General features: G+C 52.8%; 11 protein-coding genes. All 11 read right to left on the reverse strand.

Annotation, left to right across the window (positions count from 1 at the left end):
- Positions 1-75 precede the first annotated feature (75 nt).
- Complete coding sequence (locus RNAN_RS11350) at positions 76-447, reverse strand: hypothetical protein (RefSeq protein ID WP_008221869.1); 372 nt, start codon at positions 445-447, stop codon at positions 76-78.
- Between the two features lie 65 nt (positions 448-512).
- Positions 513-3,623: an efflux RND transporter permease subunit gene (locus tag RNAN_RS11355; protein ID WP_008221871.1), complete on the reverse strand. Its 3,111-nt coding sequence runs from the start codon at positions 3,621-3,623 to the stop codon at positions 513-515.
- A gap of 12 nt (positions 3,624-3,635) precedes the next feature.
- Positions 3,636-4,760, reverse strand: coding sequence for an efflux RND transporter periplasmic adaptor subunit (locus RNAN_RS11360; RefSeq protein WP_040552036.1), 1,125 nt, complete (start codon positions 4,758-4,760; stop codon positions 3,636-3,638).
- Positions 4,757-5,323, reverse strand: coding sequence for a hypothetical protein (locus RNAN_RS11365; RefSeq protein WP_040552037.1), 567 nt, complete (start codon positions 5,321-5,323; stop codon positions 4,757-4,759). The genes RNAN_RS11360 and RNAN_RS11365 overlap by 4 nt, the downstream gene beginning before the upstream one ends.
- Positions 5,324-5,428: 105 nt before the next feature.
- Positions 5,429-5,764 carry a hypothetical protein gene (locus RNAN_RS11370; RefSeq protein ID WP_008221875.1) on the reverse strand — a complete coding sequence of 112 codons (336 nt, stop codon included), beginning with the start codon at positions 5,762-5,764 and terminating at the stop codon, positions 5,429-5,431.
- A gap of 185 nt (positions 5,765-5,949) precedes the next feature.
- Entirely contained in the window at positions 5,950-6,594 is a 645-nt protein-coding gene (gene adk / locus RNAN_RS11375; RefSeq protein WP_008221877.1) for an adenylate kinase, read from the reverse strand.
- Positions 6,595-6,866: 272 nt separating this feature from the next.
- Complete coding sequence (gene htpG / locus RNAN_RS11380) at positions 6,867-8,801, reverse strand: molecular chaperone HtpG (protein ID WP_008221881.1); 1,935 nt, start codon at positions 8,799-8,801, stop codon at positions 6,867-6,869.
- A 114-nt stretch (positions 8,802-8,915) separates the two neighbouring features.
- Complete coding sequence (recR, locus tag RNAN_RS11385) at positions 8,916-9,518, reverse strand: recombination mediator RecR (RefSeq protein WP_008221883.1); 603 nt, start codon at positions 9,516-9,518, stop codon at positions 8,916-8,918.
- The gene (locus tag RNAN_RS11390; RefSeq protein ID WP_008221884.1) at positions 9,518-9,844 is read right to left on the reverse strand and encodes a YbaB/EbfC family nucleoid-associated protein; all 327 of its coding nucleotides are present in this window, start codon (positions 9,842-9,844) and stop codon (positions 9,518-9,520) included. Before RNAN_RS11390 ends, recR begins: the two co-directional genes overlap by 1 nt.
- 135 nt (positions 9,845-9,979) lie before the next feature.
- Positions 9,980-12,166, reverse strand: coding sequence for a DNA polymerase III subunit gamma/tau (dnaX, locus tag RNAN_RS11395; RefSeq protein ID WP_008221886.1), 2,187 nt, complete (start codon positions 12,164-12,166; stop codon positions 9,980-9,982).
- 41 nt (positions 12,167-12,207) lie between these two features.
- Positions 12,208-12,756: an adenine phosphoribosyltransferase gene (gene apt / locus RNAN_RS11400; protein ID WP_008221887.1), complete on the reverse strand. Its 549-nt coding sequence runs from the start codon at positions 12,754-12,756 to the stop codon at positions 12,208-12,210.
- Positions 12,757-12,847 lie beyond the last annotated feature (91 nt).

A 12,847-nucleotide genomic window follows, 5' to 3' on the forward strand; every position in this document is an offset into this window, starting at 1 on the left:
CTATCACGCTGACACAAAAAGCCCTGATTATTCAGGGCTTTTTGTTGCCAACACTACCACGGCGACCACTGACAGTTAAAAGCTAAAGCGTACTGTCATTACGTCATTATTGATGTTGGTCAGGGTAACAACCACTTTGGCCCCATCAGCGATATTAAGCCCTGGCGCAAACCATTGACCGGGGCCGGCAGAGGTAAGCGGCGCTTCTGTTTTGCCGCTTTTAGCCAGCAACATAATTTTGCCACTTAGTGGCTCTGTTGCCACCGGCTCACCGTGATCATCCACATACAAGCGTACACCGTCAGCGGCGCGTACCAGCTCAAAGTTCAGATCATACTTGCTTTGCAATAGCCCACCGTGTTGAGGTTTGGCATCACTGTGTGCCACAACACTGGCGCTTAACAGTAGCAGGGCGGCAGCAACCCAGAGTAACAGGTAATTTTTCATTATTTCTCTCTTAGAATGTTGTGACAAACTTATCACAGGTGTTGTCAATAAACCTGTCGCGTTAATTACATCAACTCAGCAGAACCTTGCTGCAACCACTTTTGGGTTGGTTTTTCACCAAACCACCAGTACAGTAACGGTGTCAGTAAGGTATCCAGTAAGGTTGAGCTTACCAGGCCGGCAAAAATCACTACCGCTACCGGATGCAGTATTTCTTTACCGGGCTGATCAGCAGCCAATAGCAGCGGTACCAGCGCAAAAGCCGTCACCATTGACGTCATCAACACCGGTGCTAAACGCTCCTGTGCACCCCGTATAATTAATGCCCGGTTAAATGGCTGATGTTCATGCCGGCATAAATTCAAATAATGGCTGATTTTTAAAATACCGTTGCGGGCAGCAATGCCGGTAAGGGTTATAAAGCCCACCACAGACGCTACCGACAGCGGTGTATGCGTCAGCCACATTGCCAGTATTGCGCCGGTTAATGCCATTGGCAGGCTGGCCATAATAATGCTGGCAAAGGCCAGTGACTGATAACGCAGATACAACACCATAAAAATTAAGCTAAAGGCGATAACCGCCAGCAGCAGTAACAACTGCATAGCTTGCTCCTGCGCCAGAAACTGCCCCTCAATGCTGACAAAGCTACTACCGGGCAGTTTAGTGTCAGCAACAATAGCGCGCACCTGCGCCAGTAAGGCACTGACATCGGCATCTGCTGTGCTGTTGGCATACAGTACAATACGGCGCTGACCATTTTCACGGTTAATCTGGTTTGGGCCATCCAGTAAGGCGATATCAGCTATGGCAGACACCGGTATAGCTCCAGCCGGGCTGTTTAACAGGGCTTTGCCAAGCTCAGCCGGCGTACGTTGTTGCTCCGCTAAGCGCAGTACCAACCCGAAGCGCTTGACGCCATCAATAATGTCGGTGATGTGAGTGCCTTCCGTCAGCATGCTGAGCTGGCGCAGCGCTTCACCGGGTGTTAAGCCATACTGCGCCAGCGCGCTTTGATCAAGCCGCAGGGATAACTGGGGAATAAGCACCTGCTTTTCCACTGTCACATCCACCAGGCCAGGCACCTTAACCAGTTGCTCGCGCACTAACTCTGCACTGATGCGCAGACTATCCAAATCATCGGCAAATATTTTCACTGCCAGTTGTGCCCGGACGCCAGACAGCAAATGGTCCAGCCGGTGTGAAATAGGCTGACCTATCGCCACCTGGGCCGGTAACACTGCCAGCTTTTGCCGGATGTCGGCCAGTACCTGTTCGCGCGTGCGCGCAGAGGGCAGTAAATCCACATCAATTTCCGATGAGTGCACCCCTTCGGCATGTTCATCCAGCTCAGCGCGGCCGGTTCGCCGGCCAACCTGATGCACCTCAGGCACCGACAATAACAAGCTTTCTGCCAGCGCGCCCATGCGGTTAGTTTCCTGCAAAGAGGTACCGGGCTGAAACAGCACCCCCAGCACCAGCGAGCCTTCATTAAAGGCCGGTAGAAAAGCCCGGGGCAGCAACACAGCGGTGGCAGCCACTAACAACATTAAGCCGCCGGCACTGAGTAATATTGCCCGGCTGCGCGGTAACGCCCAGTCAAGCCAGAGGCCTTGTGAGCGCTTTAACACACGCAGCAGCGCACTGTCTCCATGCTGCAGCTGCTGCATATTCGGCAGCAGGTAGTAACAAAGCACCGGCGTTAGAGTCATCGACACCAACAGCGAGGCCAGAATAGCGACAATGTAGGCGATCCCCAGTGGCGTAAACAGCCGCCCTTCAATACCCGGCAACGCAAACAGTGGAACAAATACCAGAATAACAATGGCCGTGGCGTACACAATACCTGAGCGCACCTCAACACTGGCACGCAGAATAACGCTTAGCACCGGTGCCGGCGTTGTCAGCTGCACATTCTGTTTTAGCCGGCGCAATATGTTTTCCACATCAACCACCGAGTCGTCAACTAACTCGCCTATGGCTATGGCCAGCCCTCCCAGTGTCATCACGTTGATCGACAAGCCCAGCCATTGAAATATCAGCACTGTTATCGCCAATGACAACGGAATAGCCAACAGAGAAATCAGCGTAGTACGCACCGACAGTAAAAATGCCAACAGCACCAGTACCACCATAATGCTGCCATCACGCAGCGCCTCGGTTACATTCGCCACTGAGGCGCTGATAAAATCGGCCTGGCGAAACAGCACTTTAGGTGCACTAAGCCCGGCCGGCAGAGCAGTGCTCATCTCAGCCAGCGCCTGTTCAATAGCAGCGGTTAGCTGTACCGTGTCGGCTCCGGGTTGCTTTTGTACATTAAGGATCACTGCCGGCATAGCATTGAAGCCGCCATCACCACGCTTTACCGCGGCGGCATAACTGACCTTGGCCACCTGCGCCAGCGTTACCGGCAACCCTTGCTGCCAGCCTACCGCTAACCGGCTTAGATCCTCCAGCTGCTGAGTGCGGCCCAGATGCCGGATCAGGTACTCACGGTTACCCAGATCAATAAAACCCCCTCCGCGATTCGCGGCGAAATCCGTTAACGCCTGTTGCAACTGCGCCAGACTAATGCCCAGCTGCTGCAGTTTCACCATATCAGGCTCAACCCGCAGCTGGCGGACTTCACCACCGATGGCTATCACCTGCGAAATACCAGGCAGCGCTAATAAACGTGGTCGCAGCACAAAGTCGGCATACTCACGCGCTTGCATGGGTGTAGCCGCGCTGTCGGTTTGCAGTGGCAGCGCCAGTAACATGATTTCGCCCATAATAGACGATACCGGCCCCATCACAGGCGCTATTCCGGGTGGCAATTGACCGGGGGCGAGACTTAACCGTTCAGCAACCAACTGCCGGTTACGGTAAATGTCGGTATCCCAATCAAACTCGATATATAAAATCGACAAACCGATACCTGAGGTGGAGCGGATCCGTGTTACGCCGGTAATACCGTTCAACAGATTTTCCAGTGGAAAACTGACCAGCTGTTCAACTTCTTCCGGCGCCATTCCGCCGGCTTCAGTTAATACCGTTACCACAGGTTTGTTCAGATCGGGAAACACGTCCACCGGTAATCGTGGCGCCTGCCACAGACCATAACATAGCAAAATAGCCGCCACTGCCAGCACCAAAATGCGCTGGCGCAGGCTGGTTTGCACCAAAGTCGTAAACACTGTATTGGCTCCTTAGCGTACTTGATTGAGCAAAGAAGCGCCTTGCACCACGACGCGGTTATCTGCCCCCAGGCCGTGCCGGATCAGCACATGTTCAGGGTCCAGCTGGCTATACTGCACCAGTTGCGGTAAAAAGCGCTCGGCCGACAGCTTAATCCACACCACCGGCAAATTGGCGCTATTAGGCACCACCGCCTGCGCCGGCAAAACTATGCCCTCAACCTGTTGCTTTAACTTTGCGTGTAAGGTCACCGGCTGATTGAGCAATAACGGCACTGCACCTGACGTAGCGGCCTGCGGCACAAAATACAGCGGAATTTGCCCCTGCTTTAACCTGGCGGCGTGACCGACAAACTGCAGGGAAATGCCAGGAGCCTGGCGGGCACTGGCACTGTCAAGCTGTGACAGCACAGCACCATCACTGGTGAGTGCTTCTACCATTAGCCGGCTCGGATCAATGATCTCAAATAAGGTATCACCGGCCTTAACTCGCTGGCCCCGGCTGAGGTTATCGCTATGCACTATGCCAGACATTGGCGAGAGCAGCACCTCCGGGCTTTGCAGTCCCTGCTGCAATTGCTGTTGCTGTTGTGTTAGCCGGTTAAGTTCGGTTTGCAGTTGCTCCAGCTGTTGCTGCGCGGCTAAATTGCCCAATGCTTCAAGCCGTTTAATATCGCGTGATACCTGCTCTGCACTGCTTTGCAGCGCAATCAGTTCACTGTTTTGGCTGGCCAGCTCATAAGCGGTATCCTGATAACGCACATAAGCCAGCACATCGCCAGCCTTTACCCGCTGACCGGACACCGGTAACCCGTTTGGCCCGCTGTCCAAACGCCCATCACTACTGGGCTGCACCACAGCACGGCCGTCAGGGTGATGCCGCACTATGCCATCGAGCAGTACATAAGCGGCGCTGCTGCCGGGCTGTGCCAATTGCGTAATAATGCCCAGCGCACGTTGCTGCGCCATTGGCATCTGTACTGAACCATCAGCCTGGCGGCCGGTTACCTGGCCTTGCACTGGTCCGCCAGCCGTTAGGTGTTCGCCATTGGGGCCATGAGCCCCAGGCGCAGCCTGCCCTTTGCCACTGTTTAACATGGCCACACACACTGTGGTTACTAGCAATAGGCGTCTCATTGGCCTGCCCTCTTATGCTGAAACAACATGCCACCAGCAAAAGCTGGTAGCAAAGCTAAGGTCCACCAGGGAAAATGGCCATGCTGCTGATGATGAGCGGTATCGCCGTGCTCGTCATCCGCATCCTTATGCTCCAGGCTGGCCGTCAGCAGATCGGCCGCGTCGTCGGTTATCACCGTAATAATAATTTCATGCCGGCCTTGCTGCTGCAGCTGCTCCAGCAGTGCAGTATCTTGCAGCAGGTAATGCTGCTGCTGAGCAATAAAGCGTGCTTTGCTGCTAAGGTTAGCCGTCTCAAGCTCAATCTCAGCATGCATCACCGCAGCATTAGTCTGATATTGGTGCAAATGCAGCACCAGCTGTTGTGATTGCAGCTCGCCAACCAGCTCAAACTGTTCGCTAAAAGTTTCAAAACGTGGCAGCAGTGTGGTTTGCGCAGTAGTGTCGGTAGTTAAATGTTCACCATTTGGCCCGTGAGCTCCCGGGGCCGCCTTGACTGAGCTCAGCGGCGCCGCCAATAAAAACAGCAGACACGTTAGCCGTGCAGGTAACATCAATGCCATACAAAATGGCTTGCAGTAATGCAATATCATATAAATTCCAGAGTTGAATAGGCAAAACATGCCAACCGGTATACCGGTAGCAGCGTATTGTTAACGGCTGTTTGCTCAGGCTCTGGGTGGCGGTGTAGTGCGTTGCAGGAAAGGATCAGGCAAAAACTGTAAATAGCTAAAATCTGGCGCGCTGTGCAGCAGATCGCAGCTTAACGGGCTGTCATGAAATAACATCAGGCTACAACTGTGTGCATCACAGGCTACATGCTCTCTGGCTTCTGCACTAAACCCCAGCGTAATAACGGTTGGGTCTGCCTCATCGTGGGTATGAGGTTCGGCCAAAAAGTGCAGCAATTGATGCGAAGAGGAAGCAGAAAGATGTCTTTCGTCTGCCGGTACAGACAGGCTCAGCGCCTGTAAACTCAGGCTGAGTAAGAGCAGTAACAGCACGCTTGTTCGCAGCATCGGCAGTAATAGTTTTGCTAAACACAGCAGCGAGCTTAGCAGGAAAATAACGCAAACGCAGTAATTGTTTTAACCGCCAGCCCGATGATGGCAAACTTTACCGGCGTTTAATTGCTAATAAATGCAAAAAGGAAGGCAGCAGCCTTCCTTTTGTGTGTAAGCCGGTAAGCTTAGCTCAGTAAAGCCACTAACCGGGCGGTTACTGCTTCTACAGCCTGGGTGCCGTCGATATGGTGATAGCGGGTGCGGCCGGCTTCGGCCTCAGCGCGGTAATAACCTACCAACGGTTTGGTTTGCTCGTGGTAAATTGCCAGACGCTTACGTACGGTTTCTTCTACATCATCCGGGCGGATCACTAAATCTTCACCGGTCACATCATCTTTACCAGCCACTTTGGGCGGGTTATAGCTGATATGGTAAACGCGACCAGACGCTGGGTGTACCCTACGGCCGGCCATACGCTCAACAATCACATCGTCCGGCACGTCAAATTCAATTACGTGATCAATGCTAATGCCTTTTTCTTTCATCGCGTCTGCCTGCGGGATAGTACGCGGGAAGCCATCGAGTAAGAAACCTTTGGCACAATCCGACTCTGCAATGCGCTCTTTTACCAGACCAATAATGATATCGTCAGATACCAGCTGACCGGCGTCCATCACCTGCTTTGCTGCCAGGCCCAGTTCGGTACCGGCTTTAATGGCGGCACGCAACATGTCACCGGTAGAAATTTGTGGAATGCCATATTTACTCATCAGGAACTGAGCCTGGGTTCCTTTACCGGCACCCGGGGCACCCAACAAAATTATGCGCATAGCAACACCCTCATGTTTTGGGATTGATCCGTTAATATTAAAGGCTGGATCTTTACATAATGCGCCAGCTGAAACAAGAAATTTGTCGGCCACCGCCAACTGGTCTGGCTATTTTACTGGCGTTTAGTCGAAGGCTTGCACAAATGCCGTGTGGCCACGCTTTTGCTGGCCAAGCGGCTAAAAATAGCAGTTTAGTCAGCTGAAACTACGACTAAAGTTTAAGGCAAAGCTATGGTTTAGCACCTTACTAAACCATAGCCAAAGACGGCGAATTACTTCGCCAGTGACAACAGTAAGCCGTTTAAGCGGCTGACAAAGCTGGCAGGATCTTTTAAGCTGCCGCGCTCGGATAACAGCGCCTGATCCAGCAGCACCTGCGACCACTGCTTAAAGCGCTCTTCATCCTGCTCGTCGGCGACACGCTTAACTAACGGGTGTTCAGGGTTCAGCTCAAAAATGGGCTTCACGTCCGGTACTTTTTGTCCGACCGACTCCATCAGTTTGATCATCTGGGTGCTCATATCAAACTCATCGGTTACTACACAGGCCGGGCTCTCGGTTAAACGATGGCTGACTTTCACCTCTTTTACCTGCTCGCCCAGCGCGGTTTTCACCCGGCTAATCACATCAGCAAAGGCTTTTTCGGTTTCTTGCTGCGCTTTTTTGGTTTCATCATCATCCAGCTTAGACAAATCCAGGTTGCCTTTGGCGACAGAGCGCAGCTTTTTGCCGTCAAACTCCGGCAGGTGCTGCACCAGCCACTCGTCGATCCGATCTGATAACAACAACACTTCCAGGCCTTTTTTACGCAGCACTTCTAGATGCGGGCTGTGTTTGGCGGCAGCGTAGCTGTCGGCAACAATATAATAAATTTCGTCCTGGCCTTCTTTCATCCGGCTGACATAATCGGCCAGCGCCACATTTTGTGTGCTGTCTTCATTATGGGTTGAAGCAAAGCGCAATAAGGCTGCAATTTGCTCTTTGTTGGCAAAATCTTCTGCCGGACCTTCTTTTAACACCTGGCCAAATTCATTCCAGAAGGCCTGATATTGTTCAGCGTCTTTGCTGAGCTTTTCCAGCATTTTCAGTGCCCGGCTGCTACAGCCTTTACGCAGCGCCTGGGTTACCTTAGTGTCCTGCAGAATTTCACGCGACACGTTAAGCGGCAAATCGCTGGAGTCCAGTACCCCTTTGATAAAGCGCAGGTAGCTTGGCATAAATTGCTCAGCGTCATCCATAATAAATACGCGCTGCACGTATAACTTCAGGCCATGGCGGGCTTCGCGGTTCCATAAATCAAACGGCGCTTTTTTCGGCACATATAACAAGCTGGTGTAGTTGTTGTTACCTTCTACCTTGTTATGGCTCCAGCTTAACGGCTCATTCCAGTCATGCGAAATATGCTTATAAAACTCCTGATATTCTTCATCTTTAATATCAGACTTATCGCGGGTCCACAGCGCTGTGGCTTTATTCACCGCCTGCCAGTGGCCTGGCACAGCAGCGATTTTCTCGCCATCCGCACCGTCGCGCTCTGGCTGCTCTTCCTGCCACAGCTCAACCGGAATACTAATGTAATCAGAGTATTTGGTGACAATGCTTTCGACTTTCCAGCGGCTTAAAAACTCATCTTCGCCTTCACGCAGGTGCAGGATGATGTCAGTACCACGGCTGTCTTTAGTAATAGGCGTAATGCTGTAATCGCCCTCACCGGCCGACTCCCACTCTACCGCCGCACTGGCAGCCGCGCCGGCTTTACGGGTACGCACCGTCACCTTGTCCGCCACGATAAAGGCTGAGTAAAAACCGACACCAAACTGACCAATCAGCTTGGAGTCTTTGCTTTGATCGCCAGATAACTGCGAGAAGAACTCTTTGGTGCCGGACTTTGCAATAGTACCCAGATGGCTAATCACTTCCTCCTGCGTCATACCAATGCCGTTATCGCTGACAGTCAGGGTACGGGCTTTTTCATCCAGGCTGATGCGTACGCGCAGCTCGCCATCATCACCGTACAGGTTGCCATCCGACAAAGCTAAAAAGCGCAGTTTGTCGGCCGCGTCAGAGGCGTTTGACACCAGCTCACGCAGGAAAATTTCTTTATTGGAGTACAGTGAATGTATCATCAGCTGCAGCAGCTGTTTTACTTCTGCCTGAAAGCCGTGGGTTTGCTTCTGGCCGCTGGAGGTGGCTGTGGTGTCACTCATTGTGGTTATCCTCACACATGAAAAGTTGCAGTTACATAAAGGGCTGCACCGGCAGCCGCGTAATGACAACTAATATGGGGAGCATTAACCGGATTTCAAGCAGGGTTTTAGCGCTTAAAATGCCTTACGGCCACTAAAGGCATGTGACAAGGTGGTGCCATCGACAAATTCCAGCTCGCCACCCACCGGAATGCCCTGGGCAATGCGCGATACTTTTATCTGCTGTTTATGGCACAGCTCGGCAATGTAAAAGGCCGTGGCATCGCCCTCTACCGTCGGATTAGTGGCCAGGATCACTTCGTTTATATCACCGGCGCCCAGTTGGTTAGCCAGCAAATCCAGGCCCAAATCCTGTGGGCCTATGCCGTCTAACGGTGACAAATAGCCCTGCAGCACAAAATAACGGCCATTAAACTGGCCGGTTTGCTCTATCGCCAGCTGATCGGCAGCGGTGCCAACGATACACAGCAGGCCATCGGCACGGCGTGCAGGCTCAGCACAGATAGCGCACAGCTCAGTTTCACAAAAAGTACGACACTGCTGACAATGGCCAACTTTCGTCATCGCCGCCTGCAATGCAGCGCCCAGCTGCAGCCCACCTTCGCGGTTACGCTCCAGCAAAGCAAAAGCCATACGCTGGGCCGATTTTGGCCCAACGCCCGGCAAAATACGCAGTGCGTCAATCAGCTGCTGCAGCAGCGGCGTTAAACGGTTCATCAAAATGGCATTTTCATGCCGGGAGGTAACTGCAAGCCGCCGGTTACGGCCGCCATTTTTTCTTTGCTGGTTTCTTCAACCCGGCGCACCGCATCATTAATGGCGGCGGCAATTAAATCTTCCAGCATGTCTTTATCGTCCTGCATCAGGCTGTCGTCAATGCTGACACGGCGCACATTATGGTTGCCCAGCATGGTGACTTTAACCAGGCCGGCACCGGCTTCACCAGTGACTTCCATTGCGGCAATTTCAGCCTGCACTTTCTGCATCTTTTCCTGCATGGCTTGCGCCTGCTTCATGATATTGCCCATACCGCCTTTAAACATAAGCTGTGTCCTGCTGTAAAAGTGAGTTAAAAGTGTACTGCGACACCCGGTATTAATGGCGGCTAAGATAATAACTTCGCCGGCAAATTACAAGCCGCTCTGCTGGCATCAGATTGTTAGTGCGCCATTATTTATTTAGTTGACTACTATGGTGTCGGTGAGCAACTCGGCATTAAACAATTGCTGCAGTTGCTGCACCTTTTCATCCTGTTGTAGCAACCGGCTAACGTAAGCCAGCCGCTCTTGCACTATACGCTGCTGAATGGCCAACGGGCTTTGTGCCACCTCGGGCTGATACTGAATAACCACCTGAAGCGGCAGATTAAAGCTCGCTTCAAGCACCTGCTGTAACTTAGTACGAAACGCCGGACTATCCAGATGTTGCTGGCTTTGCGCTACCCTAAGGGTTAACTGATTACCGTTCTGCTCGGCCGCCGCATTGAGTAAAAACAGCCGGCTTAAACCACCGGTGTCCAGTGTCTCCACCCGGGCGGCCCAGGCATCAACCTGAGCGGCAAAACGTACCGAAAAATTCTGCTCGTCAATACTGCCATCAAAAGGCAACAATGCCTCAGTCTGAGCCGGTGCGTCCTGCTCATACTGCTGCCATAGCGCATCGCTTACTGCAGCGTAAGCCGCGCTGTCGGCATCCTCCGTATCATCAGCAATGGCCGTATCTTCAGCGACGAGCCTATCGTCATAAGCAGCATCGTTTTGCTCAGGCGCCAGTGTGTATTCAGACGCTGGTTGCTCAGGCGCCTCTGGGCGCTCAAACTTTTTTGGCGCAGGCGCTTCCGGCGCTGCTGGCACTATGCTGTCCGGCCCTTGCTGGCTCGGCGTTGACTGGCTTGGCTCAGTCGGGTTAACGACGACAGGTTTGCCACTAATTGGCGCGTTTAACTGTACACCACGACGCGCCATAATGCGGGCGGTGGCTGCATCCAGTTGCAGCTCGTCATTAGCCGTTATCGCTGCTGTGCTGGTGTCAGTATTTTGCCCGGCTTTTGTCTGGTTAACACCTTGGCTAACCTCGCTTTGGGTAACCTCGCTTTGGGTAACCTCGCTTTGGGTAACCTCGCTTTGGGTAACTATGCCAGACTCAGCCGTGTCTGGGCCATGCTGTGCAGCCAAGGCTTGTACAGCCTGCGTTGGCTGATGCTGTGCTGCCGGCGCAGGCGGTGTCAGCGACGACATGGCTGGCATTACCACACCAGACGTTGGTGCCGCGACGGCGGTTTTACCTTCCGGCACAAACGCCATCGCGCGTAACAGCGCCATCTCCAGCCCGGTGAGTGGGTCTGGCGCATAGGGCAATTCTTTTTTGCCACTGATCAGTAACTGGTAGTACAGCTGTATTTGCGCCGGTGCCAGGCTATCAGCCAGCGTTTTAACAAAAGCCTGCTGCTGGGAAAATGCGGCCGCTTGCTGGCTCAACTGAGCTAAGGCCGCCAAATGTAACAGCGACAGCATATCATCCAGCACCTGGGCGAAATTACTTTGTTGCTGCACTAAGGCCGCCAATTGCTGCTGTAGCAGCGTGATATCCCGGGCAATCAGCGCTTGCAGTAACTGCTGAGCCCAGCTTTGGTCTAACAAGCCCAGCATAGTGCGCACCGCATCCAACGTGATATTACCGTTGGTCTGCGCGATGGCCTGATCGGTTAAACTTAACGAGTCGCGCAAACTGCCTTTAGCGGCGCGCGACAACAGCGCCAGCGCAGCTTGCTCAAAACTGATGTGCTCTTCGTTTAGCACATACGTCAGATGTTGCTCTATCTGGGCCGGGCTTAACGCCAGCAAATTAAACTGCAGGCAGCGGGATAATACCGTGACCGGCAGCTTTTGCGGATCGGTAGTGGCCAGTAAAAATTTGACGTGCGGCGGTGGCTCTTCCAGCGTTTTTAATAGCGCATTAAAGCTATGTTTAGACAGCATATGCACTTCGTCTATCAAATATACCTTAAAGCGGCCACGGCTGGGGGCATACTGCACGTTATCGAGTAAATCCCGGGTGTCTTCTACCTTGGTGCGCGACGCCGCATCAATTTCCAGTAAATCGACAAAGTTACCGGCGTCTATCTCAGTGCAAGCCGAGCACTGGCCGCAGGGGGTAGCGGTAACCCCCTGCTCGCAGTTTAAGCTTTTGGCAAAGATACGCGCTATGGTGGTTTTACCGACACCGCGGGTGCCGGTAAACAAGTAGGCATGATGCAGCCGGTTATTGCTAAGCGCATTGCCCAGCGCGGTTTTAACATGGTCCTGCCCGACCAGACGGGAAAAATGCTGCGGGCGCCACTTGCGGGCTAAAACCTGATAACTCATAACGGCTGCTGTCTTTCTCGGATTAGGCTGACAGACTAAACTTATTCGCCGCTATACTCAACCAGACTTAAAATATTTAACCCGGCTTGCTCAAGGCGCGTTACCCCGCCCAGCTCTGGCAGCGCGATAACAAAGGCAGCATCTTCTACCACACCACCCAGTTGACGCACTAACTTAGCCGTGGCATCAATAGTGCCGCCAGTGGCCAGCAAATCATCTACCAGTAACACTTTATCGCCCGGAGCAATCGCATCCGCGTGCAGCTCTAAGGCATCTTCACCGTATTCCAGCTGGTAACGCTGTGAAATACGCTCACGTGGCAGTTTACCCGGTTTGCGCACCGGCACAAAAGAGATGCCCAAGGCATAAGCCAGCGGCGCACCAAAGATAAAGCCGCGCGACTCAGTACCAACAATTTTGGTAATACCTTTATCGGCATAGAAGTGACTAAAGGCATCAATCACTTTTTTAAAACTGGGGCCATCCTGCATTAAGCTGGTGACATCACGAAACACTATGCCCGGCTTGGGGTAGTCGACAACCGTTTTAATAACCTGTTTTAATTCAGCTGCTAACGCCTGCTTATCCATGTTACAAACCTTTTAAGTTAGGGTCCCGGCGGGACAAAAAAGCCGCCCTTGGGCGGCCTTCGACACTACTGCCAGCTTACGCCAGAATTTG

It is taken from the genome of Rheinheimera nanhaiensis E407-8, assembly GCF_000296695.1.
Classification (GTDB): Bacteria; Pseudomonadota; Gammaproteobacteria; order Enterobacterales; family Alteromonadaceae; genus Alishewanella; species Alishewanella nanhaiensis.

Coding starts and splice junctions, on each gene's coding strand:
- RNAN_RS11350 (WP_008221869.1), bottom strand. CDS start 447: ATGAAAAATTACCTGTTACTCTGGGTTGCTGCCGCCCTGCTACTGTTA.
- RNAN_RS11360 (WP_040552036.1), bottom strand. CDS start 4,760: ATGAGACGCCTATTGCTAGTAACCACAGTGTGTGTGGCCATGTTAAAC.
- RNAN_RS11365 (WP_040552037.1), bottom strand. CDS start 5,323: ATGGCATTGATGTTACCTGCACGGCTAACGTGTCTGCTGTTTTTATTG.
- adk (WP_008221877.1), bottom strand. CDS start 6,594: ATGCGCATAATTTTGTTGGGTGCCCCGGGTGCCGGTAAAGGAACCCAG.
- htpG (WP_008221881.1), bottom strand. CDS start 8,801: ATGAGTGACACCACAGCCACCTCCAGCGGCCAGAAGCAAACCCACGGC.
- recR (WP_008221883.1), bottom strand. CDS start 9,518: ATGAACCGTTTAACGCCGCTGCTGCAGCAGCTGATTGACGCACTGCGT.
- RNAN_RS11390 (WP_008221884.1), bottom strand. CDS start 9,844: ATGTTTAAAGGCGGTATGGGCAATATCATGAAGCAGGCGCAAGCCATG.
- dnaX (WP_008221886.1), bottom strand. CDS start 12,166: ATGAGTTATCAGGTTTTAGCCCGCAAGTGGCGCCCGCAGCATTTTTCC.
- apt (WP_008221887.1), bottom strand. CDS start 12,756: ATGGATAAGCAGGCGTTAGCAGCTGAATTAAAACAGGTTATTAAAACG.